The organism is Ligaoa zhengdingensis (genome assembly GCF_014384885.1).
Taxonomy (GTDB): Bacteria; Bacillota; Clostridia; order Oscillospirales; family Ruminococcaceae; genus Ligaoa; species Ligaoa zhengdingensis.
This window is the reverse complement of sequence record NZ_JACRST010000016.1, coordinates 13783-37608: the sequence shown is the minus strand read 5'-3', so window position 1 is coordinate 37608 and position 23826 is coordinate 13783. Positions and strand designations below refer to the sequence as shown.

Below are 23826 nucleotides of genomic sequence, written 5' to 3'. Positions count from 1 at the left end.
CACAAAATGCCTGTGAATCAAACAATCACCGAAGAATCCCGGTCGCCCAGCGGATATCCTCGCGGGTGACACAGGCCGCAAGCCGCAGAAACAAGAGATAGATCGCGGCGGCCAGGGCGATGTGTGCGGCCGCCTCGGTGACAGGCGAAGAAAAGGCCGTCCCCAGCAGGCGCAGCAACAGCCGTGAGGCGGAGGTTGCGCCGGCGACGCCGAACACCGGCTTGAGCACGCAATCCCACAGATTGATGCGGAACTGGGTGACCGAGATCAGGCGGTTGGCCGAAAGCGCGGCGTTGAGCAGTTCGGTAAAAAAGATGGTGATGACATAACCGGGCAGGCCCAGCCAGGGCACCAAAAAGTAGACCAGCACCACGCTGCACGAGGCGTCGATGATGTTGTAGCGCATCGAGCTCACCTGCTCGCCCAGCCCTTTGAGCATCCCGTCCACGGCGGTGTCGAGGTACATCACCGGGATGAGCGGGGCGAGGATGCGCAGATAGCCGGAGGTGTCGGTGTTGCCGTAGATGGCGGTGGCGAGCTCGCCGGAGAAGCTGAACATCGCCCCCGCCACCCCGATGGAGAAGAGCAGGGTGATCTGAAACACCCGCCCGGCGATGTAGTTGATGCGGATCTCGTGGCACTGGGCGCGGCACTCGGCCAGCTCGGGTACCAGCAGGCCGGACAGCGCCTGCAAAAAGGCGGCGGGAAACAGCAGGATGGGCAGTACCATGCCGTGCAGCAGGCCGTAGGAGGCGAGCGCAGCGTCCCCGGTGGCGCCGTGCCTGCGCAGCCCGCGCGGAATCAGCAGGTGCTCGATGGTGACCAGCCCCGAGCGCGCGTAGGCGGAGAAGGCCACCGGCAGGGAGATGCCCAGCATCCGGCGGGTGAGCCCGCCCGCCGGGGGGCGCTCCTTGCAGCGGTAGCGCCGGCTGTCCAGCAGGAACAGGAGCAGCGAATAGGAAAACGACGCGATCTCCGCGAGCGCGCCGCCCAACACAATGGCGAGGCAGGCGTATTCCAGGCCGTCGGGCGCGATCAGGGTGAGCCCCACAATGGTGAGTCCGATGCGTACGGCCTGCTCGAACACCTGTGCGGAGGCGCTTTTGAACACCCGCCGCACCGCGGTGAAGTAGCCGCTCACCGAGGAGGACATCGAAAGGAACGGCATACTGATGGCCAGCGCCCGCAGCGACGTGATGGTGCGCGCGTCCCCCAGCCAATGGGTGCCAATGTACTCCGCATTGCAGAACAGCGCCGCCGCGGTGGCGGTGCCGAATACGAGGCTGTAGCACAGGCAGCGGCGCATCGCCTGTTTGGCGCCGGCAGGGTTGTTCCGCCCCAGCTCCTCGGCCACCAGCCGGGTGGCGGCCAGGTTGATGCCGGAGCAGGCGAGGGTGACCGACAGGCCGTAGACCGACATAATCAGCTCATAGAGGCCCATGCCCGCCGCCCCGATTTTATTGGAGACATAGACGCTGAAGCTGACCCCGACCGTGCGCATCAAAAAGGAGGTGGCCGTGAGCAGCACCGCGTTCCAGAAAAACGCCTTGATTTTCTTCATTGCTTCACCCGCATCCGTTTGGTGTCGGGCCGCCGCCTGCGGCAAACAGGCCCTTTCGAGAATTTATATGCGGGGGAATGCTAGGAAAGAAACAAAGGGACGATCCGCACACACCGGCGCGGGCCGTCCCCTGATCCCAATGAGGTTATTTTAAAGTCTCCTGCTTGACCTTTTTGTCCACCACATGGCGTCCCGCCAGCTCGTCCAGCACGTCGGCCAGGGTGATGCCCTGATGTACCATCAGCACCAGCAGGTGGTAGGCGAGGTCGGCGATCTCGAAGATGGCCTCCTCGTTTTTGCCGCGGGCCGCGTCGTTCATCGCACCGATGATCACCTCGGTGGACTCCTCACCCACCTTTTTGAGGATTTTATCCAAGCCCTTCTGGAACAGGTAGGTGGTGTAGCTGCCCTCCACCGGGCAGGTCTTGCGCCCTGCGATCAGGTCGTACAGCGCGTCCATCGAAAAGGGACTTTTCTCCTCGCTCTGGTAGATCGTGTTAAAGAAGCAGCTCTCCTCCCCGGTGTGACAGGCCGGGCCGCTTTTGACCACCTCGACGGTGAGCGCGTCGCAGTCGCAGTCGGCGGTGATCGAGACGATCTTCTGCACATTGCCGCTGGTCTCGCCCTTGCGCCACAGCTCCTGGCGGCTGCGGCTCCAGAAGCAGGTGCGGCCCTCCTTCATGCTGATCTCCAGGCTCTCGCGGTTCATGTAGGCCACCGTGAGCACCTTCTTGGTGTAATAATCCTGCACCACGCAGGGGATGAGCTCCTGCGCGTCAAATTTGAGTTGTTCGATTCCGGTCATATAATCCAGCCTTTCGATTGTTTGTTACAGGCGCATCTCCACGCCCTGTTCGCGCAGATAGCGCTTGAGGTCGGTGATGACGACCTCCTTGTAGTGAAAGATCGAGGCCGCGAGCCCCGCGTCCACGCCGCTGTGGCAAAACAGCTCGGCAAAGTCCTCCCGCTTGCCCGCGCCGCCCGACGCGATGATCGGGATTTGCACCGCCGCAGCCATCGCGTCCAGCATTTCCAGGTCAAAGCCGCCCTTCACGCCGTCGGTGTCGATCGAGTTGACCACCAGCTCGCCCGCGCCGCTCGCCTCGCCCCGCTTGGCCCACTCGATCGCGTCGATGCCGGTGTCCTCGCGCCCGCCCTTGGCGAAGATGCGGAACATGCCGTCCACCCGTTTGACGTCCATCGAGAGCACCACGCATTGGTTGCCGTATTTGCGCGCCGCCTGCCCGATGAGGTCCGGGTTGCGGATCGCGCCCGAGTTGACGCTGACCTTATCCGCGCCGCATTTGAGCACCCGGTCGAAATCCTCCACGGTGTTGATGCCGCCGCCCACCGTGAGTGGGATGAAAATCTGGCTGGCGACCCGGCGCAGCACATCGGTGAACAGGCCGCGTCCCTCCACGCTGGCGGTGATATCGTAGAACACCAGTTCGTCCGCGCCGGTCTCGTTGTAGTAGCGGGCCAGCTCCACCGGGTCGGATACATCCTGGATGCCCTCGAAGTTTTTGCCCTTGACCACCCGCCCGTCGCGCACGTCCAGGCAGGGGATGATCCGTTTTGATATCATACGCACACCTCCGCGTCGGCCAGCCCGATGGCGCGCCTGAGGTCGATTGCGCCGGTGTACAGCGCCTTGCCGATGATCGCACCGTACATGCCAATCGAGGTGAGCTCGGTGATCTCGCGCTCGAACGACACCCCGCCCGACGCGATGATGCGGCAGCTCACGTCCTGCTTGAGCTGGCGGTAGAGCTCCAGGTTGGTGCCGGACATCGCGCCGTCGCGGGCGATATCGGTGTAGATGATGGTGGCCACCCCCATGCCCGCGAGGTCGCGGCAAAACTGCACCGAATCCACATCGCTGATCTCCAGCCAGCCGCGCACCGCCATCCGGCCGTCCCTGGCGTCCACCCCCACCGCGATGTGGGAGCCGAACTTGGCGAGCATTTTGGCGAGAAACGGCCGGTCGAGCGCGGCGGTGCCGAGGATCACCCGGTCCACCCCCAGGTCGAGGTAGCGGCGGATGCGCTCCTCGTCGCGGATGCCGCCGCCCACCTGCACCGAGAGGCCGCCCACCCGCAGGATGTCGCAGATGCTGTCGTAGTTGGAGAGCGCGCCGTCCTTGGCGCCGTCCAGATCGACAACATGTAGGTTGCGCGCCCCCTGCGCCAGAAAATCCCTCGCCACTTCGGTGGGCGAGGAGGAATAGACCGTCATCTTTCCGTAGTCGCCCTGGTGCAGGCGCACCACCTGACCGCCGCGCAGATCGATCGCGGGAAACAATTCCATACCGTCAACCTCCTATCTCGCTGAATGCCTTGAGAATCCGCAAGCCGGTCTCTCCGCTCTTTTCCGGATGGAACTGGGTGCCCATCACGTTGCCCCGCACCACCGCGCCGGTGATGGGGATGCCGTATTCGCTCACAGCCGCCACGCTGTCCGCACAGTCGCGGGCGTAGTAGCTGTGCACATAGTAGACATAATCGCCGGTGCGGCTGTAGCGCAGCAGGGGACAGTCCCGCACGATCTCCAGCCGGTTCCAGCCCATATGTGGGATTTTGAGCGCCGCCCGGTCGGCGGGGGACAGATCGTCTAAAATCGGCGCCACTCGGCCGGGGATCAGCCCCAGTCCCCTGTGCTCGCCGTATTCCAGGCTGGTGTCGAACAGCACCTGCATCCCAAGGCAGATGCCCAGAAGCGGTTTGCCCGCCTCTGCCTGCCCGGTCACCACCTCGTCCAGCCCCGTCTGGCGCAGCTTTGCCATCGCGTCGGCAAATGCGCCCACACCCGGCAGGATGATCCGGTCGGCGGCCCCAATCTTTTCTGCATCACCGGTCACTTCGGCGTCGAGGCCGAGGTAGCGCAGCGAGCTCACTAGGGAAAACAGGTTCCCCACGCCGTAGTCGATCACAGCGATCATACCTTTTTTGCCTCCTCGCGTTGCTGCAGCAGGGCGTTCAGCTTTTGCAGCATCTCTTCGATCCTATCATTTTTGAATTTAAAGCTGGATTTGTTTGCGATGAACCGCGCTGAAATCGGCACGATATCGGTGATGACCTTCAGGTCGTTTTCCTTGAGGGTGCTGCCGGTCTCCACGATGTCCACGATCACATCGGACAGCCCCAGGATGGGGGCCAGCTCGATCGAACCGTTGAGCTTGATGATCTCGATCTCCCGGTTGATCCCGGCATAGTAGTTTTTAGCGATGTTCATATATTTGGTGGCGACCCGCAGCACGCGGTCGGGCTGCTCGACATAGCCATTTTTCGCAGCCACCGCCACGCGGCATTTGCCGATGCCCAGGTTGAGCAGCTCGTACACATCCGGCGAGCTCTCCAGTAGGATGTCCTTGCCCACCACGCCGATGTCGGCCGCGCCGTGCTCCACATAGATGGCCACGTCGGACGGCTTTACCAGCAGGTAGCGCACCCCGTTTTCGGCGTTTTCAAACACCAGCTTGCGGTTATCCTCGTAGATGGCGCGGCAGTCGTACCCGATCTGAGAGAACATCTCATAGACCTTGTCGCCCAACCGCCCCTTGGGCAGCGCAATGTTCAGCATGTCGGCACCTCCCCAATCAGCGCGCCGTTTTGATAGTGCAGAATCTGTTTACAGCGGAAGCCCGGCGGCGCGGTGCGCTCCAACCGCACCCGCATCCCGGCCGAGATTTTTTCCTCCACCAGCGCGGTGAATGCGGCGTAGTCATCGATTTGGTCGTAGAGGATCAGCAGATCGGCGTCGTCTTCCGCCTCGCGCTGATAGAAGTGTTCCAGCTCATCCAGGTAGATGGCAAAACCCATGGCGCCCTTCTCCTTGCCGAACTTGTGCAGCAGGTTGTCGTACCGCCCGCCGGTGAGCACCGCGCGGGGGATGCCCTCGACATAGCCCTGGAAGATCAGGCCGTTGTAGTAGTCGAGGTCGTTGACCACCGAGAAATCGATGTTCAGCCTCTTGGCCAGCGGCGTGCCCGCAAAGGCAGAATAGAGGGTCTCCAGCTCGTCCAACGCGGCATTCATGCCGTCGGTCACAGCCAGCGCGCGGGCGGCGGGTAGCACCTTGGCGAAGCTTCCGTACAGCAGCGGAATCTGCATCAGGCGCTCACAGCAATCCGCAGGCAGGCCCGCGCGGCGCAGGAGCAGCCCCAGCTCAAAGCGGTCTTTCTGGCGGATGCAGCGGGCGATCTCCTGCTTCAGCTCCTGGTCGATCTCCAGCGGCTCGAGCAAGCCGGCCAGAAATCCCATGTGCGACAGGTCCAGCAGGTAGCGGTCGTCCACCGCCGAGAGACTTTCCGCGGCCAGCCGGATCACTTCGATCGCGGCACAGGCATCCAGATCGCCGATGCACTCCAGCCCGATCTGGCTGATCTCCTTGTAGGAGTGGGTCTGCCGCGACAGGCGGTAGACCTTTTCCATGTAGTAGAGCTTCTCAAAGCTGCCGTTCTTGTGGGCGTCCAGATTTTTGACGATCGAGAGAGTCACGTCCGGGCGCAGGGCGAGCAGCTTGCCGTCCAGGTCCATAAAGGTGATGATATTTTCGGTCTTGAGAAAATTTTTATTGTCTATATAGAGGCTGTACTCCTCGAATTTATGGACGCGCACCTTCTTATAGCCGTGCTGCTCGTACAATCCGCGCAGCGCAAAGGTCACGCGCTCTTCGTCCTTCAAGCGGTCCAGAAACAAATCCATGCCCACCATCCTTTTTTGTTTTTATCTACTATAGCACGCTTTACTATGGTAGTCAAGTAAAGCGGCTCGAAAAGTGGAAAGGGCGCATTCCGCGCCCATCCGCCTTATAGCTCAATCTTGGTCCATTTGTTGCTCGCAAAACGCAGCACCACCAGCACCAGACGGCAGACCTGATCCACCGCGAGGCCGATCCAGGCGCCCACCAGGCCGAGCCCCAAGGGGATGCAGAGCAGCCAGGAGACGAACGGGCGCAGGATGCCGATGCTCACAAACGAAACCACAGCGGTGTAGACCGTGTCGCCCGCGCCGCGCAGGCAGCCTGAGAGCAGCACAGTGGTGATCTGGCCGAGGGTGACGAACGCAATAATGATCATAAGCGGGCGGCCCATCTCAATAATTTGGGGATCGTTGGAAAAAAGCGAGACAAAAAATGTATTCCCTGCAGTAAAAAGGATAAAAAGAGCCACCGATATGGTGAAGGCAAAGCGTTGCCCCACTTTGGCGTAGATGATGGCCACATCCGGCCGCTTGGAGCCCAGGCTCTGCCCGACCAGCGACGAGGCGGCGATGCCGAGGCCGTCGCCGAACGAAAAGGAGATGTTGATGATATTCATACAGATTTGATGGGTGGCGAACGCCACGGAGCCCAACCCGGCCACAATTTTGGCATAGCTGAAGAACCCGAACCGCATAAACACCTGCTCGACCATAGCGCTTGCCGCCACCTTGGAGACGCTCTTGATGGTGCGCAGGTCGAAGCGCCACCCCTTGCAGACAGATAGCCTCAGGTAGCTGTCGCGGTGCAGCACCGATACCATCGAGATGACAAATCCCACGATGTTGCCGATGGTGGTCGCCACGGCAGCCCCCGCCACCCCCCACGCGGGGAAGCCGAAGTTGCCGCCGATGAGCAGGTAGTTGAACACCAGGTTGACCCCGTTGGCTGCCAGATTGGTGCGCATCGATATCTGGGTGTGGCCGATGCCCCGCTGCGCCGCGTTGATGGTGAGGCTCAGCGAGGAAAAAAAGTTGCCGATCAAAATAATGCGGAAATAGATCACAGCGTTTTCAATGATGTCATCTTGCGCACCCGCAAACAGGATAATTTCGTCGGCATAGACAAAGCCGAAGATGGTGAGCAACAGCGAGAACAGAGCACAGATCAGGATGCCCTGCTTGAGACAGCTCACTGCGCCCTCGCGGTCGTTTTCGCCCTTGAGCCGCGCCACCAGGGCGGTGATACCGATGTTGAGCGAAAGGATCACCGACAGGATGATAAACTTGGGCTGTGTGGTGATGCCGACCGCTGAAATGGCCTGCGGACCCAGCACGCCCACCATGATGGTATCGACAGATGCGATCAACGAGACCAGCACCGCCTCCACAGCGGAGGGCCACGCGACGTTAAAGTTGATTTTATAAGCTTGTGCGGTGGAAGGTATTTTTCCCAGCGCCTGACCGGGCTTCAACATCCGGTCAGTGGTATAAAAACGTTCCAACAGCTTGACCATGGCGTTAAAAATCCTTCTTTCCTGAACAAGTTAATATTTTCAGGCCGCCGGTTTCTTCGCCCTTCCGGACCCTTTCTTCAGCCCAAAGGGCCGTTCTGCCTTGGCTGCGACCTGGGAATTCTTCCTATCATAACTATAGCATATTCGGCCCTTCGGCACAAACCCAAACGATATGTTTGGTGTGCATTCACAGTTTATTAGCAATTCTAACAAAATGTTTATTTGATTTTTGGGCGATTTCACGTTATACTAAGCGAAGTCGGCGGAAACACACCGCCGCCGGTCCCAAATGAATTTGATTTTAAAGGAGTCTTTTTCCATGAAAAAAATTATGACCTTTCTGATCGCTGCGGCTCTGGCTGCCACGATGGTGGCTTGCACCGCCAATAATCAGAGCAGCTCTTCCTCTTCGTCCGAGCCGTCCAGCTCGATTTCCGAGTCCTCCGAACCGTCCGAGGACGAATCCTCGGAGAGCGAGCCGGAGGTTGAGGTGCCGGAGGCGAACAAAGCGCTGGGTGACGTCATCACCGCCGCCCGCGACCAGGAGATCAACGATGCGTTCGGCATCATCATGAGCAAGGATGACCCGCAAGCCCAGATGATCGGCGAGATGCTGGGCGTCAGCTACGACGACATGGAGGCGTTCGCGCTGAGCGTGTCCCCCATGAATGTCAAGGCGTATGGCGTAGCCATCATCAAACCCGTCGAGGGTAAGGGCGAGGCGATCGCCACCGCGCTGAAGACCTGGGTGGAGAATCAGCAGAAATCGTTCGAAAATTACCTGCAGGATCAGTATGAGATTGCCAAAGCGGCCACTGTGGAGACCCTGGACGACGGCACGATCGTTCTTGTGATGAGCGAGAACGGCGCCGATGTGCAGTCCGCCATCGTAGAAGGGCTGAAAAAATAAGCACCCCCGCCCAAAAATGGGCGCACAAAAACGGGAACCCACCGCATCGCCGGTGGGTCCCCGTTTTTTTATGCTCTGCGCGCTGTATCCATCAGGACGAGGATTTCCGCCTCGATGGGCATCGCGCGGATCGCCCCGCGCTTGGTCGTGACCAGGCTGGCGGCTGCGTTGGCAAACAACAGCATGTCGTCGAGCTGCCCCTCGGTCAGGTTGCCGATGCCGTATTCCAACAGCTTGGCCAGGCAGCACCCGCAGAAGGTATCGCCCGCGCCGGTGGTGTCGATGGTGTGCAGCTCTGTGAAGGCTGCACGCTGCGCCCTGAGCTCGCCGCAGTAGGCGTGCGCACCTTGTTTGCCCCGCGTCACAAATAGGATGCGCACCTGCGGGAAGCAGGCGCGCAGCGCGGCCTGGCCGGCCTCCAGATCGTCCAGGCCGGTGAGAAACGCGAGTTCTTCCTCCGCCACCTTGAGGATGTCGCACTGGGCCGCACCCCAGAGCATCTGCTCCCTGGCTTCGTCCAACGAGCGCCACAACGGTTCGCGCAGATTGGGGTCGAAGCTGATAAGCGCCCCCGCGGCCTTCGCCTCAGCCACCGCACGGACAGTGGCGCTGCGCGCGGGTTCGTCGGTCAGCGAAAGCGAACCGAAGTGAAAGATGCGGGTTCTGTGCAGCGCATCCAGGTCGAGTTCCCCGGGGGTCAGCTGGGTGTCCGCACCGGGGTTGCGGAAAAAGCTGAAGTCGCGGTCGCCGTCCGGCGCTGTCTGCACAAACGCCAGCGTGGTGTTGGCCTCCGGGTCGTCTACCAAGCCATGGCTGTCGATGCCCGCGCCCTCGATAGCTGCGCGGAGCATCCGGCCGAACAAGTCATCCCCAACCTTGCCGAGAAAAGCGGTTTTCCGCCCCAGCTTGGAGAGCATGGCGAGCATGTTGCAGGGGGCGCCGCCGGGGTTGGCCTCGAACAGGGGATTGCCCTGTTCGCTGCTCCCGTTGCTGGTAAAATCAATCAGCAGTTCGCCCAGGGCGACCACATCATAGCGCATCTTCATGAGAAAAAAGCCACCTTTCGGTTGAATACATATCCTGTAGCTCCATCATACGCCAATTTTTGTCCGTTGAAAAGAGGGGCGGCGGTAGGTCAGCGGATATGGAGCGCAAAGCGGTTGCGGTGAAAGGATAACACCCCTTCCTCGCGCAGCTTGCCCAGCACCGCCGACATGGCGCTGCGCTCCACGCAGAGATAATCCGCCAGCTCCTGGCGGCTGAACGGGATGGTGAAGGTGTCGCTGCCCTGCGCGGCCGCCTGTTCCAAGAGGTAGGAGAGCAGCTTTTCCCGGGTGGTGCGATTGGAAAGATGACCCATTCTCCGGTTGAGCAGGAGGTTTTTGTTGGCAAGCACCGCCAGCATGTTCTGGATCATCTGCGCGTGGAACGGACAGGAGGAGGGGCAGGTTTGGATCATCCTCCGGTAATCGATCGTCAGAACCGAGCACTCAGATACCGACAGGACGGTGACGGGGAGGGCCTTTACGCCCGCACAGACAAACGCTTCCGCGAACATCTCGCCGGGAACAAGCTCGGTCAGAATGGTGCGGCTGCCGGAGAAGTCCTCGCGGATCACCTGAGCGCGCCCGGCCAACAGGATACCGATCGTTTTTACCGGCTGCCCCGCCAAAAGAATGAGTTCCCCCGCGGCGTAGCGCTGCTGCCGGGCCTCCAGGCAGGCGAGCATCTGATCCCGTTCCGCGTCGCCAATGCCGCCAAAGAGCGGGACTTTTCGCAAAATTTCCTCGTAATTTTTCATCAGAACCTCCGATGTGTTGGAAATACAACAGACATGTTCCTCTTATTATAGGATAATAGGGACAGAAAAAACAAGGGAGGATCACATTTATGAAACGAAAAATCATTAAGATTGATGAAGAGCTTTGCAACGGCTGCGGTTTGTGTGCCCAGGCTTGCCACGAGGGCGCCATCGGTATGGTCGGCGGCAAGGCGAAGCTGCTGCGCGAGGATTATTGCGACGGCTTGGGCGACTGCCTGCCCGCCTGCCCCACCGGGGCGATCAGCTTCGAGGTGAGGGAGGCCCCCGCGTACGACCAGGCCGCTGTTGAAGCGGCGCAGCGCGCCAAAAAAGAGAAGTTGCCCTGCGGCTGCCCCGGCACGCAGGTGAAGACCATCGCGCGCAAAGAGCGCGTCGCTGTGGAACCGGCCGCCTCGGTGCAAAGCGAGCTCAACCAGTGGCCGGTGCAGATCAAGCTGGTGCCGGTGAACGCCCCATACTTTGATGGCGCGCGCCTGCTGATCGCGGCCGACTGCACCGCCTACGCCTACGCCGATTTTCATCGGAGGTTCCTGCGGGGCCACATTGCGCTGATCGGCTGCCCCAAGCTGGACGAGGGTGATTACGCCGAAAAGCTCACCGCAATCCTGCGGGAGAACGAGATCAAAAGCGTCACCGTCGTCCGCATGGAGGTGCCCTGCTGCGGCGGGATCGAAAACGCGGTGAAACGCGCCCTTCAGGCGAGCGGGAAGATGATCCCGTGGCAGGTGTGCGTGGTCTCCACCGGCGGCGACCTGATGGAAGAGTAAAGATAAATACACAGCAAAAACCGCATGAACAAGCTATTGCAGGCCTGCTCATGCGGTTTTTATTGATTTCCGTTATGACTATGTCAGAAAAAAAGCGCCGGATCTTCCGGCGCCCTTGCAGTCACACATCATTGTTTTTAATCGATTTTTTCTTTGCATTTTTGTTCTGATTCTGATTTTCACGGGTGATGGGCGTCTGCCCATTCGCTTTTTTCTCCCGGACGCCTTTCGGGTCCGGCTGGCTGTCCTTCGGCATAGAACCCCTCCTTATCGTTTGGTATTGGGGCCGAGCCCCTCTTTTTTGCTGTTGTGCTGTTGATTCGGGTTTTGGTTCTTCAGCTGCTGATTTTTCTCAGCCTTCTCGTTGGAGGATGTTTGAACCGGTTTTTCCTGCATATTCTGCCTCCTACATCACATGGTTTTCTAGCCTCTGATCGAGAATTTTATAGCCCATCTGTTCAAGCTGCTTTCCGATTCGCGCCGTTTGGACGCCGGTGGTGTCAAAATCCACCGCCACACGGTTGGTACTCTCGTTGACACTGACAGAGATCACCCCGGGCAAGGCGTCAAGCCCCCGTTTCATTTGCTTTACATCATGCTTGCCGTCCACCTTGTTCACGGTGAAATAAATGCTGGCCTTAGACATCGTCATCACCTCGGGATTAGTATAAGCACAAGTTGTCCAATTATGATTGTTCACCGCTTGGGCAGTACAAATCCAGCTTATGCCCCGGGTTTTACCCCCAAGGTTGTGCCGTTTTATGGAGACGAGAGCGGGGTAAGTTTAACCGCATTCAGATGGTGGATGGTCTATCGCAGGATTTTTATATTATCTTCGCTCCATTTCGCAACCTGTCCAAGCATGTCTCAATATATAAAAAAACCGCATGAACAAACCGATTTTGGCTTACTCATGCGGTTTTTCTAGTGGCGGAGATGGAGAGATTCGAACTAACATGAAATGACGTAATAATGCGAAAAAATAGCATGTCTACATGATTACTGCATTATACAAATCTTTTAGGCAATATCCACGTCCAGTAGTTTATCTCTCACTGCTTTCTTCCGCGTTTCCCGGATATGGGTATAGATGTCTTTGGTGGTGGATATTTGCGCATGGCCGAGCAGCTCCTGCGCGTCGGATTCAGAGATATCGTTCTCGAACAACATGGTCGCGTATGCGTGGCGAAGCTGGTGTGGTGTGCAGGACACGCCGCTTTCTTCACAATACTTTTTCCATTGATCGTCAAAAAACGAAGAGGTCATATGTTTACCGTCCGGGCCGGGGAAGACGGGGCCTTTTTGGGTTTTGAGCTTTTCTTCTAGCCTTGCCATGAGTGGCACAGTGCGAATTCCACTCTCAGTTTTTGGCGCTTTAATCATGGGTTTGTTGCCGTCAAAATAAACGCTTTTAGAGATGGTAATAGTTTTGTCGGCGGTACTCACGTCCGACCAATCCAGCGCGAGCAGCTCTCCGCGCCTCATGCCGGTATAGAGCGCCCAAAAGGCAAACATCCCGAATGTGCAGGTTGTCGAATTCTTTACGCGCGTGATATCGTCATCTGACGGCATGTCCCGTTTCGCTTTCGGCAAGTCTTTGGGGACAGTCAAATCCCGCGCTGGGTTTGTATCACAGTATCCGTTCGCGACAGCATACTTGAAGATTAGGTTCACTACCATGAGCTGTGTCCTGGCGGTCTTATCTGCGGCGTGCTTTTCTTTCACAAAGTCTTTGATGAACCGGTTGATATCCGCCGGCCTGATTTGAGCGATGCGTGAGGCTGCGAAACGCTCCTTCGCACGGACGTAAGCGGGTTTGTAGTTCTTGGTGGAGTTGAAGGACAAGGAGGGCTCGGCTTCCTCCCACCACTCATCCGCGACGGTTTCAAACATTGCTCCCAGCTCTTTTTCTTCTCGATACTCGGCGATCTTTTTAAGTACCTCCTGCTTGGTTTTTCCGTAGAAAAATTTTTGTTTTTTCACTCCGTGCTCCGTCACGGTCATTTGCTGCTGCCACAGACCATCTTTGCGGCGCGTCATTGTGAAAAACCTCCTTTGGGCATACTTTATATGTCATTTCTTTTTAGTCGTATAAAAAAGAAATGTGAGCACAAAATATTTTTGGAAAATAACGAATTTGTTATCGACATATTATAACGAATATGTTATAATATAATCACAGTAAAGGGGATGAACAAAATGCCGGAGTTATGCAGATTTTTTAATATTGTGATTAAGATGATTTTCAGCGACAACGACCAGCACCACAAACCGCACTTTCATGTGTACTATGCTGAATATGAAGCGTCTGTGGGGGTTGACGGCGAGTTGTTAGCCGGAAGCCTTCCAGTAAAACAATTAAAGCTCGTACAGGCATGGGCTGTAATTCATGAAGATGAGTTATATGCCGCTTGGAATAACGCAGTTAGAAATATACCGTTCGGCAAGATTGAGCCGTTAAGATAGGAGTGCGCATAAATGTATATTAAAAATGGGATCGCATATGCTGGGGAACAAAAACAGCCGCTAAAAATAAGCGGTGTGCGCCCCCTTGAAGATTACAAGCTGTGGATAAGATTTAGCAATGGAGAAGTAAAAATTTTTGATTTTTCAAAGGAGCTTAATTCTCCTGCGTTTTCCCCATTAAAAGATAAAGCCGTTTTTAACTCCGTTTATATAGATTATGGCGTAACTGTTTGGAACAACGGCGATATTGATATTGCCCCCGAATACCTTTATGAAAACGGTGAATCTATAGGGGGTGCTTCTATTGCCTGATAATTGTATTGCCATCATTGACGAACTTATAGAGCTTAGAAAAGCGAAAGGGCTTACACAAAGACAATTAGCCGAAGCCGCAAACCTCGCTCAGCCCGCTATAGCTCGACTTGAGAGCAAAGCAGCTATCCCTCAGCTCGACACACTTCTAAAGGTTGCTGCCGCTCTGGATTTTAAGATTGAGCTTGTGCCTGCTTCCGAATAAGATTGACACTCCCCCCGGCTTTGGCTGGGAGGAGTGTCAACTCATCATAAAAGACGAAGAATATTCATCATGCAGATACATTAACTTTTTTATACCATTTTTGATAATGAAATTCAATAGAAAATAGATAAATATTAAAAATCAAAATAATTTGCTATGTTTCTTGAGCTGATGGTTTTACCATCGGCTCTTTTTTATGTATATCGTTCCCCAAAGCGGTTCCAGCGCATTTCAGCCACGACCAAAAAGCGGGGAAAAAGAAAGCCGCCACGGAGGGCGGCAGGTGCGACTTTTTACTATTCGATTTTTCCCGCTCGTAATGTGCCCAGCAGTCCAATTGCGGTTCCTATGTAATAGGCGATCCGATAATCGTATAACCAGCAATGAACAGCTATAGCGGTTGCAACTAAAATTATACTCCAAATAGATATGGTTATAGTTGTTAACACTGGCCCCCTAACCGCTGCTTGTTGGATACTGCCAACAATTTGGCAAAATCCCCAAACACCAATAAAGAATGAGCCGATGAAGACTAAAAACATCCATACATAAACCATAATGATCCTTCTTTCAAATTTTTGAGATTCAGTAATTGCCTAAAACGATATCCCAGTATGGAAGCTGCCGTTCAAAATGGTAACGGATTTTCCAAACAGCTTGATTACCGGTGTATCTTCCGTTCTTCTCAGTAACAGTAACCCGATGGGTGATATCAAAATTGGGTAAATCGTTGGAAGAGTGAGAATCTGATTTTGTCCCAATATCTGAATAACTTGCGTCGTATTCGGTGACCTTACTGCTTATTTTTATAGGTTGCTTGATGTTGATGGGCATGGTACAGTCTTCGCCTTTGTCCAAGTCTTTTCCGTTTACCTTACATTCAAAAGACCATTCGTTACCAACTGAATTATTGGAAACTAATTCGGTGTCGTAGGAAACTTTCATATCGATCACACCGGATTCTGGTATATGCTTCAGCGCATCATCTTTATTGCTTATGTATACCAAATGAGAAATGCCAAAAAACATCACAATCAAGCAAAATATTGCAAAAATTACTGCAAGAACTTTATGCTCAGCCAAAAAGTTACGAAACTGCATCTTGATCTCCTTCCTGTTGAGAAAGCATTCTTGCAAGTTTCTTTTTACTGCGGATGGCGGAGCAGATAGCGACAACAGCTACAATCACAAGCGCGCATATTCCGGATTGTTGGTTTTGAATTGTCTTTTCAGCCTTCTGGAGCTTGGGAGTAAAGACGTTTGTCGCAATTTCTTCACCACGTGAAATTCCATCTTCATATCCTGTAGCCTTTCCCTTTGCATATCCATCGTTGTACCATTTTCCATAAGTGGAGTCGAAATTTTCTTGAAATTCCTCTGCGATTTCCAACGGGTCTTGCGGAACTGGATTATCTAAGTAGACAGTTGGACGATCATTATCTGACGAAATTCCAAGAATTTCATTAAAGCGTTCCCTGCTAATGCTAGGCTGATAATCCTCTCCACTCAAAATTTTGTCAAATTCTTCCCTGGTTATGTGCGGGGCATCGATAGATGGCGAGTAATTATTACCGGAATTCGATGAAGAATCATCAATGTTTGTGATACCAACCCCGGTGTCAAAGGGGCAAACCCCACCCGGATGAAGGTGGGCTTCATACCCATGATGATAGTGGTATGGGCCGAGGCCGCTGACGTTATTATTATCTTTGTGTCCACCGCTGGCATCTGTCCGGCCTGAGTGTGCGGAAATTGGCGTTGCCAAAAAAATTGCACATAGAAACAAAAGAAATGCTTTTTGGAATTTTTTCAAAATATCTCCTCCTTGCCCATAAAGTAGCATAAATGGAAAGGGGGATAATGGGGAAACGTGTCTAAAAAATAAAAAAATCGCTGACAAACATCGAAGTACAGGAGCAACGATGCACAGCAGCGTCAATGAAATGTCGAGTTATGTCGAAATAAATAAAAAAACCGCCCAGAAGGCGGCGAAAAATATGTTATAACTACGTTAAACATATTTTATTGAGGTTGTCCTTGACAACCTCAATAATTCCCTCTACTTGGCAGACAATAAACCTTAGCTGGAAAATCATACCAATTTTGTAGTAAATAAAACGGCTGAAACATTCAACAAGACGAATCAAGTTTGGTTGAATGTCTGTTCTATTGGCCATGTCAGATCATTTATTTATTTCTGGTTTGTCGGTACGGCCGAGGAGGTAGTCAACCGAACAGTCAAGGTAGTCGGCAATGCGGGCGAGGCTGATACAGGATAGTTGTTTGCCTTTCCCAAATTCCGAAATGGCGTTGATATTCATCTCGCAATCAGCAAGCATGGTTTTTATGGCGATTTTTTGAACCTTTGCACGATTTTTGATTCTTAATGCAATATCTTGTGTAATGTACATAAAAGAAATTCTCCTTTTTGTGCAAAACATAAAAAATCAAGTTAAAACATGAAAATCTATTGAAAATCAAGCTATAGCATGATATAATATAACTATGTTAAGGAACTACCTTAACAATACCACAAAAAGGAGGCAAGCACAATGAGCAGGAAAAAGAAAAACCGTAATCAGAACGACCCGAACAAAGTCATAATCTTGATTACGGTTATCCTCCAACTCATCACCGCGCTGATCAATCTGATCGGCAGGCTGATGGAGTAGAGCAAGGGGGAGGAAACTCCCCTTGCTAAAAGGATACCTTTTCCCAAGCTTGTTGTCAAGATAGAAGGAGGGAAAGTTATGCTAGGCGTTATCGTGGATATTCTCACGATTACAGTGGATATCATCCTGATTGGGATGATTATAAGGAGGTGGAAGAATTGAGCGTAGGCGCGAATATCCGGCGTATCCGCGAAGAGCGGGGACTGACGCAGGCATATCTGGCAGAAAAGGCGGGAATTTCTCAAGCGATGCTCTGCCAGATCGAGCGGGAGACCAAAAATCCGTCTTTGCAGGTGAGCGTAGAAATTGCAGCTTTACTGGACTGCGATGTGAAAGATTTATGCGATAACGGCCGCGCAGCCGGGTAAGATCGGTTGAGCGTGCAAAAGAAAAGCCGCCCGGAAGGGCGGCAGGAAGAGGAAGTCGGATTATACGGGTAAAGGTTCGTTTCCCATTTCCATCTGCTCTATGAGGTTACCGAACTGAATGAGGAAGCGGGAGACTTCCTCGGGCGGCAACAAGAGCAGAAAGAAAGCGAATGTAGTAGCGGAAAAGCTGTAATCTCCGTTTTCCATCGCACAATAGGCGCGCGGTGAAATGTGCAGAAGTTCAGCCATGGCCTCTTGCGTCAGTCCGTGGCCGATGCGATATTGGATGGCTACCACCTGAACATGCTGTTTAAAAATTTCTTTGTATTCACGCATGATAAAACCTCCTAGCTTTGAGAGAAGATAGGAAAATTTTACCTGTAGGTGAAGAACGCTACCATGAAGTTTACTTCTCAGAAAAATGACGAATTTTTATAAATTATACACTTTTAATAGACAAATAGAGGAAGAATAGCGTCGAAACATGAAGAAGATTGTGAAAAATAAAACACCGCCCATGGAGCAGGACGGTGGTAATGTAATCAAAACGAAAGAGGAAGGAGCGGAAATAGATGGAAAAAGAAAATTTCCATGAAAATTTAACCGCATTGCATGAGCGGTTCGGCAAAGAAACTGTATTCATCAACCTATCGCACGCTGCGAAATACTGCGGAATCGACCCAAGAACCCTATTGGCGGACAGAACGTTTCCGCGTAAAAAGATGGGCCGGTACTATAAAGTAGCGCTTATCAGCTTTGCGCGATGGCTGTCGTGAGAGGAGACGAGAACAGAATGAGCGAGCGGGAGCGGATTGAGAAGTGGATCAAAGGGATGGAACGGCTGCTTGTAGAATGGGACAGGCCGGATATCCAGAGATGGCGCAAGGTGCTGCAAGAGGAGGCCAAACGCGCAGGACGGAAGGAGGAGGCAACGTGACAAGGGCGGCACTGAGCATCATAGGGATATGGATTGGCCTGCCGATGACCGGCAGCTTACTGGACGGTGGGCAGACCTGGGCAGGCATCATCGCGGGTCTCGCAAGCCTAATCCTGATCGCCGGCGGAGTTATGACAGAGGACGGTGACGCAGATGCTTGACCTGGGAATCGTGCGGTTTGAGGGCGTGGCGGGAGCGCTGGAGCTCATGGGCCTGGTGTGCAGTCTCCTGCTGGGCTACGCGCTGGGACGGTGCAGGAAGGGGAGATGACACAGATGCGAGAAAGACTGATCGCGCAACTGAGGGAAACTGGTAAGTACATAGCGGAAAGCTGCGGCGAAGATCGCTACGGGCTGCTGGAGGCGGCCTATGAGCTGGAGCGGGATGCGGAGCAGATCGCAGCATACAAAGAGATGCAGGCGGATAGCGGCTACCAAATCAAGCTGCTGGAGCGGGAGGTCGCCCGGCTCAGCGCAGAGCTCGAAGGACAAAAAAAGAACGCCCGCCGGAGCTATGAACTCCAGACGAGCGCAAGGAAAGGATAAAAATAGATTATCCATATTATAACAGAAACCGGAGGAAAAAGCAATGACCATAGCGGAAAATAATCGCTACAGCGAGGCGGAACGGTCGTGGCTGGAGGAACCGGAATACAACCCCTACGAGGACGACGGCCCGGACCCGGATGAGGAGTACGAGAGATGGAGGGACGAACGCCTTGGCATTGGTGCAAATTGAAACAATGGACTATGTGTCCATGACAATCAGGATGATAGAACAGCAGGAGGAGATCGACGATCTGAAAAAGCAGCTAAATGCAGCGCTGGAGCACAACGCGCTGCTGGAAAAGGCGCTGCGGGACAACCGGGAGGAGATGAAGATGTGGGCGTAAAGAACGGGGCGTCGTATTACACGGATGCGGAACTGACCATAACGATCCATTTTCCGGAGGATAAGGTGTGCTGTCTGTATTGTCCGCTGTGTGTGAAAGACCCGGACAACTATGGCCGGATGATCTGTTTTGAAACGCGGGAGATACTGTTTTATCCGAGCGTGACCATCGGATCAAATTGCGCAATTAAAATGAAGGAGGCGCGGCAGGATGGAGAAGCCGAGACTGCTCAGTGCGGATGAAATCGAAGTTAAGGTGAAAAAGGTGACGGAGAAGGGGGTTGTCGCCCTGCTGTACAAGACGGCGCGGGTGGATATGGATATCCTGGACGAAACCTATGGGCCGGAGAACTGGCAGGACGATTATAAAGAGATCAAGGGGAACCTGTACTGCGGCATCGGGATCAACGAAGTGTGGAAATGGGACTGCGGGATTGAGAGCCGGGAGGACGACGAGGGCAACCAGAAGAAGGGGGAGGCGTCGGACGCATTCAAACGCGCGGGTTTCCGCTGGGGAATCGGGAGGGAACTGTACAGCGCGCCTTTTATCTGGATACCGGCGGAAAAGGCCGGGGTAATGAAAGCGCAAAACGGGCGGGTTTACACCAACGACAAATTTACGGTGGAAAAGATCGTATACAACGAGGCGCGAAAAATCTCCGGCCTGTCGATCATCAATACAACACGAAAGGAGCGGGTGTTTGTGTGGCAAAGAGCATAATGCAGGATCAAAAAGCATGTTACATCACAGGGCTGACAAGAGGCTTACATAAGCACCATATCTACTTCGGAAACGGGCTGCGTCAGGTGTCGGAGGAGAACGGGCTGTGGGTGTGGTTGGTCGGAGCGCTGCACAACCTGTCCGACGCAGGGGTGCATTTTGACCGCGCGCTGGATTTGCGATTAAAGCGGGAATGCCAGCGGAAATATGAAGAAACACACAGCCGGGATGAGTTTATGGAGCTGATCGGGAGGAGCTACCTATGAGCGGGCAGGAGATATATTTGGAGCTCCAGGACCGCGTGGCGCTGCTGGATAAGGCGCTGGGCGCGCTGGGAAACCGCGGGCGGGCGGCGGCGCAGGCGGATCACGATTACCGCGTAGCGCTGGGGCAGAAGATACTGATGGAGCGCGACAAGGGGACGCCGGCGACGATTATGTCGGACGTATGCAGAGGAGACCGCGAGATAGCAAAACTGCGGTTGGAGCGTGATATTGCGGATGTGGTATATAAATCCGCGATGGAGGCGATCAACTGCTATAAGTTGCAGATCAAGGTATTGGAAAATCAGATTGACAGGGAGTGGAGAAACGCATGAATCGAGTGATCTTACTGGGGCGCCTGGCGCGCGACCCGGAACTGAGGCAGACGGTGAACAATGTTGCGGTGGCGTCGTTTGCGGTGGCGGTGAACCGGTCGTATCAGAAGGAGAAGGAGCAGCTGGCAGACTTCATCGAGTGTGTGGCGTGGAGAGGCACGGCGGAATTCGTGGCGCGGTACTTTGCAAAGGGCGACCCGATCGCGCTGGAAGGGCGCTTGCAGGTGCGCAGCTACGAGGACAAGCAGGGCAACAAGCGCAGGGCATACGAGGTGATCTGCGAGAATGTGGAGTTCACCGGGTCCAGGGAGCGCAGACAGACCGACGACGCCCCGCAGGAGCAAACCTACGATGCGAGCGACTTTGAAGAGGTCGATAGCGACGGCGATCTTCCGTTTTAAGGCGGTGAGCCTGTGAATTACATAACCGAAATCAAAGCATTTTATGATCTGCTCGAAACAAATCCGCTGCCCTCATCCGCCATCGCCGTATGGCACGCATTGATGCACATAGCGAATAAAACGGATTGGCAGCAAGAGTTTGCGGTAGCGGTATCGGTGCTGGAGGTTAAAACCGGGCTCAACGCAAAAGCGATCGAACGTGCAAGAAATAAACTGGCGCAGGCCGGCCTCATCACATGGAAGAAGAGAATCGGGAATCAGTCGGCGGTGTACACCATGGTCTCGTTGGATCGGGCGAAAATATTAACAAATTGTGAAAATGTCGCACAAAGTGTCGTGCAAAGTGTCGCACAAAGTGTCCTACAAAGTGTCGCACAACCTGTCGCACAAAGTGTCGGTATTAATAAAACTAAACGAAACGAAACTAATTACTCTCTTATTGCGGAGATGTACAACGAAATCTGTTCGTCGTTTCCCAAACTGACTGCGCTATCCGATGCACGGAAGAAAGCGATTCAGGCGAGGATGAACAGCGGGCGAAGCGAGGAAGACTTTAGGCGCTTGTTTGAAAAGGCACAGGCTAGCAGCTTTTTGCGGGGAAAGAACAACCGCAACTGGAAAGCGACGTTCGACTGGCTGATAAAAGACGCCAACATGGCGAAGGTGCTGGATGGGAATTATGACGACGGCGACCTACCGGAGAAGCAGCGGGGGAGTGCGCAGAAATCATCCTACAACATTGACGAACTGGAAGAATATCTGAGAAACAGTTCCCCAAAGGGAGGGGGTACATGTTGATGAAATTTACAATCCCGCTGAGGCCGGTGACGAAGAAGAACCACCAGCAAATCAGGAGGAATCATAAAACAGGCAATCCGTACATAGCGCAATCGGATGCATACCAGGAGTATGAGCGGCAGTGCGAGCTGCTGATCCCGGCCGAATACAAGCAGCAGATCGACCGGCCGGTGATCGTGAAGGCGGTGTATTACATGCCGCAGGCGCGGCGTGTGGACATAACCAACCTCGACAGCGCCCTGCACGACGTGCTGGTGAAGGCTGGGGTGCTCAAGGACGACAGTTCTTTGTCCCCGCGGATCGTGGTAGGGACGGACGGGAGCCGCGTGAAGGTTGACCGTAACCGCCCCCGGACAGAGGTGGAGATCACGGAGGCGGGAGAATGAACTGCATCGTGTGTGGGGCCAAACTGCACGGCAAGCAGCAAATCTATTGCAGCAAGGCGTGTCGAAGCAGGGCGATGTACGCAAAACGGAGGACGCCTGGGCGGGAATACTGCAAATATTGCGGCGCAAAGCTCGATTCAAAGAGCGCAAAGCGCGTGTTTTGCGGGGACAGATGCAGACAAAATTATTATTACCGGGAGAGGCATATGGAGAGCCGCGCAGAGGCGCAGCAAGAAACCACAGAGCCACGCGAGATCACTCCGACGACGGTATATCTGGTGCACAAGTATGCAGCGGAGGGGATGCCGGCGGGGGTGATCGCGCAGACGCTGAATCGCTGCATGGACGACGTAGGCAAGGCACTGGCACAGCCGATCACGAGGGAGCAAGCGGAGGCGATCCGGGAGTGTTTTGTGCAGTATAAGCCGAGGAGGGCTGAGTGATGCAATACCAGACAAGCCTGACCCGCGGCCAACCAGATGACGAAGCGGTGAAGCTGCTGCAATATTACGAGCACATGGCAATCGAATACGATCCCCGCGGATATTGCGTGAGCACGAGCGAGGGGAAGGACAGTCGCGTAGTGGGACATCTGATGCGCCGCGCCGGGGTGAGGCACTATTACCTGCACAACATCACCGGGATTGACCCGCCGGAGCTGATCTATTTCCAGCGCCGGAACTTCCGGGCTTATGAAGATGCGGGACACCTTACATACGACGTGATGTATGACAAATCCATGTGGACCCTGATGCTCGAGAGAGGCGTCCCGCCAATGCGCCAAATGCGGTACTGTTGTCTGAGCCTCAAGGAGAGATATGTGCCGGAGCAGGGCCGGGCGATCATGGCCATGGGGGTGCGCAAGAGCGAGAGCGCCGGCCGGGCGAAAAAGAGGGATGAGTTGGAGATCGTCGCCAACGGACGCAAGGGCAAAAACATCATCATGCCGTGGGACGACGACGAAAACCGGAGAACTTTCGAGGCGTGTCAAAAATTTGCGGAGCGACGCGTCAATCCGATTGCATATTGGACGACAGCGGATGTATGGGCATACAGCGAGGATGTACACCTGGAGCAATGTCAACTATACCAGGAAGGGTTCCGGCGACTGGGGTGTATCGGGTGCCCAAATGCATCCAGGCGGGAGCGGGAGATGCAGTTTGCCCGGTGGCCGAAATTTCGGGAAGCCTACCTCCGGGCATTACAACGGATGATTGCCGCGCGGACAGACAAAGGGTTGCCGCTCTATCCACACCACCGCAGCGCGGAGGACTGGTTTGCGTGGTGGATAGAGGACAGGACGCAGGAGACAGCCGACGAAGATCAAATTGCGTTGGAGGGATGGTGACGAATGAAAAGCCATATCAGGTGGCAATACACGAACCGGCAAAAGCAGATGGCAGCGGAACTGTGCGACCAGGTGATCCATGATGCAATTGTTAAGGCGCAATGGCTGATGTGCATTGCGATGAATGACGCGCTGGGAATCGGGGCGAAGCGGATGCAGAGGATGTTTGAGCGTTATGAAACGCTGACGGAAGAATACAAGGAAGCGCAGGCGGATGATGTGGCGGACGAACTGCTCCGGCGCCGGGTGGTGCAGATGGGACTGACGGTAAGGGAGGATGCAAAATGAAACGCATTACGATTGAGATTCCAGACACAACGTGGGCGGTTGGAATGGATGTTGTCTATGTCGATGAAGATGGTATAAATAACTTTGCAGGGTTTTCGCTAGACAAAGAAAATCTGGAAGATGGATTTGTCACCAAGTGGGGGGATGCGGAATGACTGACA

General features: G+C 54.6%; 41 protein-coding genes. 22 read left to right on the top strand and 19 right to left on the bottom strand.

Translation table 11 applies throughout. The features are described from left to right. Positions 1-25: 25 nt before the first annotated feature. The 8 genes from H8711_RS10080 to H8711_RS10045 all read right to left on the bottom strand — a co-directional run bounded on the left by H8711_RS10080 (position 26) and on the right by H8711_RS10045 (position 7775). Entirely contained in the window at positions 26-1561 is a 1536-nt protein-coding gene (locus H8711_RS10080) for an oligosaccharide flippase family protein (protein ID WP_249283347.1), read from the bottom strand. A 145-nt stretch (positions 1562-1706) separates the two neighbouring features. Further along, the gene (gene hisIE / locus H8711_RS10075; RefSeq protein ID WP_249283346.1) at positions 1707-2366 is read right to left on the bottom strand and encodes a bifunctional phosphoribosyl-AMP cyclohydrolase/phosphoribosyl-ATP diphosphatase HisIE; all 660 of its coding nucleotides are present in this window, start codon (positions 2364-2366) and stop codon (positions 1707-1709) included. Between the two features lie 24 nt (positions 2367-2390). Beyond that, positions 2391-3146 (bottom strand): imidazole glycerol phosphate synthase subunit HisF, encoded by a 756-nt coding sequence (hisF, locus tag H8711_RS10070; protein ID WP_249283345.1) that lies wholly within the window; start codon positions 3144-3146, stop codon positions 2391-2393. Further along, positions 3143-3868, bottom strand: a complete 726-nt coding sequence (gene hisA, locus H8711_RS10065; RefSeq protein ID WP_249283344.1) for a 1-(5-phosphoribosyl)-5-[(5-phosphoribosylamino)methylideneamino]imidazole-4-carboxamide isomerase — start codon at positions 3866-3868, stop codon at positions 3143-3145. The genes hisF and hisA overlap by 4 nt, the downstream gene beginning before the upstream one ends. Positions 3869-3872: 4 nt before the next feature. Next, positions 3873-4499, bottom strand: coding sequence for an imidazole glycerol phosphate synthase subunit HisH (gene hisH, locus H8711_RS10060; RefSeq protein ID WP_249283343.1), 627 nt, complete (start codon positions 4497-4499; stop codon positions 3873-3875). Then, complete coding sequence (gene hisG, locus H8711_RS10055) at positions 4496-5140, bottom strand: ATP phosphoribosyltransferase (RefSeq protein ID WP_249283342.1); 645 nt, start codon at positions 5138-5140, stop codon at positions 4496-4498. The genes hisH and hisG overlap by 4 nt, the downstream gene beginning before the upstream one ends. Continuing rightward, complete coding sequence (locus H8711_RS10050) at positions 5134-6264, bottom strand: ATP phosphoribosyltransferase regulatory subunit (RefSeq protein ID WP_249283341.1); 1131 nt, start codon at positions 6262-6264, stop codon at positions 5134-5136. Before H8711_RS10050 ends, hisG begins: the two co-directional genes overlap by 7 nt. A gap of 104 nt (positions 6265-6368) precedes the next feature. Next, a complete protein-coding gene (locus H8711_RS10045) occupies positions 6369-7775 on the bottom strand; it encodes an MATE family efflux transporter (protein WP_249283340.1) in 1407 nt (468 codons plus the stop codon). Positions 7776-8094: 319 nt separating this feature from the next. On the opposite strand from H8711_RS10045, the gene H8711_RS10040 reads away from it, so the two are divergent. Next, a complete protein-coding gene (locus H8711_RS10040) occupies positions 8095-8685 on the top strand; it encodes a DUF4358 domain-containing protein (RefSeq protein ID WP_249283339.1) in 591 nt (196 codons plus the stop codon). Between the two features lie 68 nt (positions 8686-8753). Here H8711_RS10040 and H8711_RS10035 read toward each other — a convergent pair whose 3' ends face one another. Both H8711_RS10035 and H8711_RS10030 read right to left on the bottom strand, forming a co-directional pair. Beyond that, positions 8754-9731: a PfkB family carbohydrate kinase gene (locus tag H8711_RS10035; RefSeq protein ID WP_249283338.1), complete on the bottom strand. Its 978-nt coding sequence runs from the start codon at positions 9729-9731 to the stop codon at positions 8754-8756. Between the two features lie 89 nt (positions 9732-9820). After that, a complete protein-coding gene (locus tag H8711_RS10030) occupies positions 9821-10486 on the bottom strand; it encodes a Crp/Fnr family transcriptional regulator (RefSeq protein ID WP_249283337.1) in 666 nt (221 codons plus the stop codon). An 89-nt stretch (positions 10487-10575) separates the two neighbouring features. On the opposite strand from H8711_RS10030, the gene H8711_RS10025 reads away from it, so the two are divergent. Next, entirely contained in the window at positions 10576-11274 is a 699-nt protein-coding gene (locus tag H8711_RS10025; RefSeq protein WP_249283336.1) for an ATP-binding protein, read from the top strand. Between the two features lie 121 nt (positions 11275-11395). Here the strand turns inward: H8711_RS10025 and H8711_RS14055 are convergent, their stop codons facing one another. The 4 genes from H8711_RS14055 to H8711_RS10015 all read right to left on the bottom strand — a co-directional run bounded on the left by H8711_RS14055 (position 11396) and on the right by H8711_RS10015 (position 13314). Next, positions 11396-11530 (bottom strand): hypothetical protein, encoded by a 135-nt coding sequence (locus H8711_RS14055; RefSeq protein ID WP_283245924.1) that lies wholly within the window; start codon positions 11528-11530, stop codon positions 11396-11398. 11 nt (positions 11531-11541) lie between these two features. After that, complete coding sequence (locus tag H8711_RS14050; protein WP_283245923.1) at positions 11542-11670, bottom strand: hypothetical protein; 129 nt, start codon at positions 11668-11670, stop codon at positions 11542-11544. Positions 11671-11680: 10 nt separating this feature from the next. After that, positions 11681-11920 carry a heavy-metal-associated domain-containing protein gene (locus H8711_RS10020; protein WP_249283335.1) on the bottom strand — a complete coding sequence of 80 codons (240 nt, stop codon included), beginning with the start codon at positions 11918-11920 and terminating at the stop codon, positions 11681-11683. A gap of 374 nt (positions 11921-12294) precedes the next feature. Beyond that, the gene (locus tag H8711_RS10015; protein ID WP_249283334.1) at positions 12295-13314 is read right to left on the bottom strand and encodes a tyrosine-type recombinase/integrase; all 1020 of its coding nucleotides are present in this window, start codon (positions 13312-13314) and stop codon (positions 12295-12297) included. Between the two features lie 159 nt (positions 13315-13473). Between H8711_RS10015 and H8711_RS10010 the strand changes: the two genes are divergently transcribed. The 3 genes from H8711_RS10010 to H8711_RS10000 are packed head-to-tail and all read left to right on the top strand — an operon-like array spanning position 13474 to position 14257. Then, positions 13474-13740: a DUF4160 domain-containing protein gene (locus H8711_RS10010; protein ID WP_249283333.1), complete on the top strand. Its 267-nt coding sequence runs from the start codon at positions 13474-13476 to the stop codon at positions 13738-13740. Between the two features lie 12 nt (positions 13741-13752). Next, the gene (locus tag H8711_RS10005; protein WP_249283332.1) at positions 13753-14052 is read left to right on the top strand and encodes a DUF2442 domain-containing protein; all 300 of its coding nucleotides are present in this window, start codon (positions 13753-13755) and stop codon (positions 14050-14052) included. Further along, positions 14045-14257, top strand: a complete 213-nt coding sequence (locus H8711_RS10000) for a helix-turn-helix domain-containing protein (RefSeq protein WP_249283331.1) — start codon at positions 14045-14047, stop codon at positions 14255-14257. Before H8711_RS10005 ends, H8711_RS10000 begins: the two co-directional genes overlap by 8 nt. 296 nt (positions 14258-14553) lie before the next feature. On the opposite strand, the gene H8711_RS09995 is transcribed toward H8711_RS10000, so the two are convergent. The 4 genes from H8711_RS09995 to H8711_RS09980 all read right to left on the bottom strand — a co-directional run bounded on the left by H8711_RS09995 (position 14554) and on the right by H8711_RS09980 (position 16668). After that, the gene (locus H8711_RS09995) at positions 14554-14814 is read right to left on the bottom strand and encodes a hypothetical protein (protein ID WP_249283330.1); all 261 of its coding nucleotides are present in this window, start codon (positions 14812-14814) and stop codon (positions 14554-14556) included. Between the two features lie 28 nt (positions 14815-14842). Then, positions 14843-15358, bottom strand: coding sequence for a hypothetical protein (locus H8711_RS09990; RefSeq protein ID WP_249283329.1), 516 nt, complete (start codon positions 15356-15358; stop codon positions 14843-14845). Beyond that, positions 15345-16070, bottom strand: a complete 726-nt coding sequence (locus H8711_RS09985) for a YHYH domain-containing protein (protein ID WP_343253061.1) — start codon at positions 16068-16070, stop codon at positions 15345-15347. Before H8711_RS09985 ends, H8711_RS09990 begins: the two co-directional genes overlap by 14 nt. Before the next feature lie 370 nt (positions 16071-16440). Continuing rightward, positions 16441-16668: an XRE family transcriptional regulator gene (locus H8711_RS09980; RefSeq protein ID WP_249283328.1), complete on the bottom strand. Its 228-nt coding sequence runs from the start codon at positions 16666-16668 to the stop codon at positions 16441-16443. A gap of 419 nt (positions 16669-17087) precedes the next feature. Between H8711_RS09980 and H8711_RS09975 the strand changes: the two genes are divergently transcribed. Then, positions 17088-17297, top strand: a complete 210-nt coding sequence (locus tag H8711_RS09975; RefSeq protein ID WP_249283327.1) for a helix-turn-helix domain-containing protein — start codon at positions 17088-17090, stop codon at positions 17295-17297. 60 nt (positions 17298-17357) lie between these two features. Here the strand turns inward: H8711_RS09975 and H8711_RS09970 are convergent, their stop codons facing one another. Next, positions 17358-17633, bottom strand: a complete 276-nt coding sequence (locus H8711_RS09970; protein ID WP_249283326.1) for a helix-turn-helix transcriptional regulator — start codon at positions 17631-17633, stop codon at positions 17358-17360. Between the two features lie 236 nt (positions 17634-17869). On the opposite strand from H8711_RS09970, the gene H8711_RS09965 reads away from it, so the two are divergent. The 16 genes from H8711_RS09965 to H8711_RS09890 all read left to right on the top strand — a co-directional run bounded on the left by H8711_RS09965 (position 17870) and on the right by H8711_RS09890 (position 23820). Further along, positions 17870-18073, top strand: coding sequence for a hypothetical protein (locus tag H8711_RS09965; protein WP_249283325.1), 204 nt, complete (start codon positions 17870-17872; stop codon positions 18071-18073). Between the two features lie 17 nt (positions 18074-18090). Further along, complete coding sequence (locus tag H8711_RS09960) at positions 18091-18234, top strand: hypothetical protein (RefSeq protein ID WP_249283324.1); 144 nt, start codon at positions 18091-18093, stop codon at positions 18232-18234. A 275-nt stretch (positions 18235-18509) separates the two neighbouring features. After that, positions 18510-18779 (top strand): hypothetical protein, encoded by a 270-nt coding sequence (locus tag H8711_RS09955; RefSeq protein WP_249283323.1) that lies wholly within the window; start codon positions 18510-18512, stop codon positions 18777-18779. A 43-nt stretch (positions 18780-18822) separates the two neighbouring features. Beyond that, a complete protein-coding gene (locus H8711_RS09950; protein ID WP_249283322.1) occupies positions 18823-18972 on the top strand; it encodes a hypothetical protein in 150 nt (49 codons plus the stop codon). Next, entirely contained in the window at positions 18953-19126 is a 174-nt protein-coding gene (locus tag H8711_RS09945) for a hypothetical protein (protein WP_249283321.1), read from the top strand. The genes H8711_RS09950 and H8711_RS09945 overlap by 20 nt, the downstream gene beginning before the upstream one ends. Further along, a complete protein-coding gene (locus H8711_RS09940; RefSeq protein ID WP_249283320.1) occupies positions 19117-19368 on the top strand; it encodes a hypothetical protein in 252 nt (83 codons plus the stop codon). Before H8711_RS09945 ends, H8711_RS09940 begins: the two co-directional genes overlap by 10 nt. Next, positions 19337-19846 carry a hypothetical protein gene (locus H8711_RS09935; RefSeq protein ID WP_249283319.1) on the top strand — a complete coding sequence of 170 codons (510 nt, stop codon included), beginning with the start codon at positions 19337-19339 and terminating at the stop codon, positions 19844-19846. The genes H8711_RS09940 and H8711_RS09935 overlap by 32 nt, the downstream gene beginning before the upstream one ends. After that, positions 19831-20112, top strand: a complete 282-nt coding sequence (locus H8711_RS09930; RefSeq protein ID WP_249283318.1) for a hypothetical protein — start codon at positions 19831-19833, stop codon at positions 20110-20112. Before H8711_RS09935 ends, H8711_RS09930 begins: the two co-directional genes overlap by 16 nt. Next, entirely contained in the window at positions 20109-20444 is a 336-nt protein-coding gene (locus H8711_RS09925) for a hypothetical protein (protein ID WP_249283317.1), read from the top strand. The genes H8711_RS09930 and H8711_RS09925 overlap by 4 nt, the downstream gene beginning before the upstream one ends. Continuing rightward, positions 20441-20845, top strand: a complete 405-nt coding sequence (locus H8711_RS09920) for a single-stranded DNA-binding protein (protein WP_249283316.1) — start codon at positions 20441-20443, stop codon at positions 20843-20845. Before H8711_RS09925 ends, H8711_RS09920 begins: the two co-directional genes overlap by 4 nt. Before the next feature lie 12 nt (positions 20846-20857). Further along, on the top strand, positions 20858-21643 hold the full coding sequence (locus H8711_RS09915; protein WP_249283315.1) for a helix-turn-helix domain-containing protein: 786 nt from the start codon (positions 20858-20860) through the stop codon (positions 21641-21643). Continuing rightward, positions 21643-22029, top strand: a complete 387-nt coding sequence (locus tag H8711_RS09910; RefSeq protein ID WP_249283314.1) for a RusA family crossover junction endodeoxyribonuclease — start codon at positions 21643-21645, stop codon at positions 22027-22029. Before H8711_RS09915 ends, H8711_RS09910 begins: the two co-directional genes overlap by 1 nt. Further along, entirely contained in the window at positions 22026-22472 is a 447-nt protein-coding gene (locus H8711_RS09905; RefSeq protein ID WP_249283313.1) for a hypothetical protein, read from the top strand. The genes H8711_RS09910 and H8711_RS09905 overlap by 4 nt, the downstream gene beginning before the upstream one ends. Next, entirely contained in the window at positions 22472-23377 is a 906-nt protein-coding gene (locus tag H8711_RS09900) for a phosphoadenosine phosphosulfate reductase family protein (protein ID WP_249283312.1), read from the top strand. The genes H8711_RS09905 and H8711_RS09900 overlap by 1 nt, the downstream gene beginning before the upstream one ends. Positions 23378-23380: 3 nt before the next feature. Then, positions 23381-23665, top strand: a complete 285-nt coding sequence (locus H8711_RS09895; protein ID WP_249283311.1) for a hypothetical protein — start codon at positions 23381-23383, stop codon at positions 23663-23665. Beyond that, positions 23662-23820: a hypothetical protein gene (locus tag H8711_RS09890; RefSeq protein WP_249283310.1), complete on the top strand. Its 159-nt coding sequence runs from the start codon at positions 23662-23664 to the stop codon at positions 23818-23820. Before H8711_RS09895 ends, H8711_RS09890 begins: the two co-directional genes overlap by 4 nt. Positions 23821-23826 lie beyond the last annotated feature (6 nt).

Excerpts from the sequence above, each read along its gene's own strand:
- H8711_RS10080 (WP_249283347.1), bottom strand. The coding sequence starts at position 1,561 with ATGAAGAAAATCAAGGCGTTTTTCTGGAACGCGGTGCTGCTCACGGCC.
- hisIE (WP_249283346.1), bottom strand. The coding sequence starts at position 2,366 with ATGACCGGAATCGAACAACTCAAATTTGACGCGCAGGAGCTCATCCCC.
- hisF (WP_249283345.1), bottom strand. The coding sequence starts at position 3,146 with ATGATATCAAAACGGATCATCCCCTGCCTGGACGTGCGCGACGGGCGG.
- hisA (WP_249283344.1), bottom strand. The coding sequence starts at position 3,868 with ATGGAATTGTTTCCCGCGATCGATCTGCGCGGCGGTCAGGTGGTGCGC.
- hisH (WP_249283343.1), bottom strand. The coding sequence starts at position 4,499 with ATGATCGCTGTGATCGACTACGGCGTGGGGAACCTGTTTTCCCTAGTG.
- hisG (WP_249283342.1), bottom strand. The coding sequence starts at position 5,140 with ATGCTGAACATTGCGCTGCCCAAGGGGCGGTTGGGCGACAAGGTCTAT.
- H8711_RS10050 (WP_249283341.1), bottom strand. The coding sequence starts at position 6,264 with ATGGATTTGTTTCTGGACCGCTTGAAGGACGAAGAGCGCGTGACCTTT.
- H8711_RS10045 (WP_249283340.1), bottom strand. The coding sequence starts at position 7,775 with ATGGTCAAGCTGTTGGAACGTTTTTATACCACTGACCGGATGTTGAAG.
- H8711_RS10040 (WP_249283339.1), top strand. The coding sequence starts at position 8,095 with ATGAAAAAAATTATGACCTTTCTGATCGCTGCGGCTCTGGCTGCCACG.
- H8711_RS10035 (WP_249283338.1), bottom strand. The coding sequence starts at position 9,731 with ATGAAGATGCGCTATGATGTGGTCGCCCTGGGCGAACTGCTGATTGAT.
- H8711_RS10030 (WP_249283337.1), bottom strand. The coding sequence starts at position 10,486 with ATGAAAAATTACGAGGAAATTTTGCGAAAAGTCCCGCTCTTTGGCGGC.
- H8711_RS10025 (WP_249283336.1), top strand. The coding sequence starts at position 10,576 with ATGAAACGAAAAATCATTAAGATTGATGAAGAGCTTTGCAACGGCTGC.
- H8711_RS14055 (WP_283245924.1), bottom strand. The coding sequence starts at position 11,530 with ATGCCGAAGGACAGCCAGCCGGACCCGAAAGGCGTCCGGGAGAAAAAA.
- H8711_RS14050 (WP_283245923.1), bottom strand. The coding sequence starts at position 11,670 with ATGCAGGAAAAACCGGTTCAAACATCCTCCAACGAGAAGGCTGAGAAA.
- H8711_RS10020 (WP_249283335.1), bottom strand. The coding sequence starts at position 11,920 with ATGTCTAAGGCCAGCATTTATTTCACCGTGAACAAGGTGGACGGCAAG.
- H8711_RS10015 (WP_249283334.1), bottom strand. The coding sequence starts at position 13,314 with ATGACGCGCCGCAAAGATGGTCTGTGGCAGCAGCAAATGACCGTGACG.
- H8711_RS10010 (WP_249283333.1), top strand. The coding sequence starts at position 13,474 with ATGCCGGAGTTATGCAGATTTTTTAATATTGTGATTAAGATGATTTTC.
- H8711_RS10005 (WP_249283332.1), top strand. The coding sequence starts at position 13,753 with ATGTATATTAAAAATGGGATCGCATATGCTGGGGAACAAAAACAGCCG.
- H8711_RS09995 (WP_249283330.1), bottom strand. The coding sequence starts at position 14,814 with ATGGTTTATGTATGGATGTTTTTAGTCTTCATCGGCTCATTCTTTATT.
- H8711_RS09990 (WP_249283329.1), bottom strand. The coding sequence starts at position 15,358 with ATGCAGTTTCGTAACTTTTTGGCTGAGCATAAAGTTCTTGCAGTAATT.
- H8711_RS09980 (WP_249283328.1), bottom strand. The coding sequence starts at position 16,668 with ATGTACATTACACAAGATATTGCATTAAGAATCAAAAATCGTGCAAAG.
- H8711_RS09970 (WP_249283326.1), bottom strand. The coding sequence starts at position 17,633 with ATGCGTGAATACAAAGAAATTTTTAAACAGCATGTTCAGGTGGTAGCC.
- H8711_RS09965 (WP_249283325.1), top strand. The coding sequence starts at position 17,870 with ATGGAAAAAGAAAATTTCCATGAAAATTTAACCGCATTGCATGAGCGG.
- H8711_RS09960 (WP_249283324.1), top strand. The coding sequence starts at position 18,091 with ATGAGCGAGCGGGAGCGGATTGAGAAGTGGATCAAAGGGATGGAACGG.
- H8711_RS09955 (WP_249283323.1), top strand. The coding sequence starts at position 18,510 with ATGCGAGAAAGACTGATCGCGCAACTGAGGGAAACTGGTAAGTACATA.
- H8711_RS09950 (WP_249283322.1), top strand. The coding sequence starts at position 18,823 with ATGACCATAGCGGAAAATAATCGCTACAGCGAGGCGGAACGGTCGTGG.
- H8711_RS09935 (WP_249283319.1), top strand. The coding sequence starts at position 19,337 with ATGGAGAAGCCGAGACTGCTCAGTGCGGATGAAATCGAAGTTAAGGTG.
- H8711_RS09925 (WP_249283317.1), top strand. The coding sequence starts at position 20,109 with ATGAGCGGGCAGGAGATATATTTGGAGCTCCAGGACCGCGTGGCGCTG.
- H8711_RS09920 (WP_249283316.1), top strand. The coding sequence starts at position 20,441 with ATGAATCGAGTGATCTTACTGGGGCGCCTGGCGCGCGACCCGGAACTG.
- H8711_RS09910 (WP_249283314.1), top strand. The coding sequence starts at position 21,643 with ATGAAATTTACAATCCCGCTGAGGCCGGTGACGAAGAAGAACCACCAG.
- H8711_RS09905 (WP_249283313.1), top strand. The coding sequence starts at position 22,026 with ATGAACTGCATCGTGTGTGGGGCCAAACTGCACGGCAAGCAGCAAATC.
- H8711_RS09900 (WP_249283312.1), top strand. The coding sequence starts at position 22,472 with ATGCAATACCAGACAAGCCTGACCCGCGGCCAACCAGATGACGAAGCG.
- H8711_RS09895 (WP_249283311.1), top strand. The coding sequence starts at position 23,381 with ATGAAAAGCCATATCAGGTGGCAATACACGAACCGGCAAAAGCAGATG.
- H8711_RS09890 (WP_249283310.1), top strand. The coding sequence starts at position 23,662 with ATGAAACGCATTACGATTGAGATTCCAGACACAACGTGGGCGGTTGGA.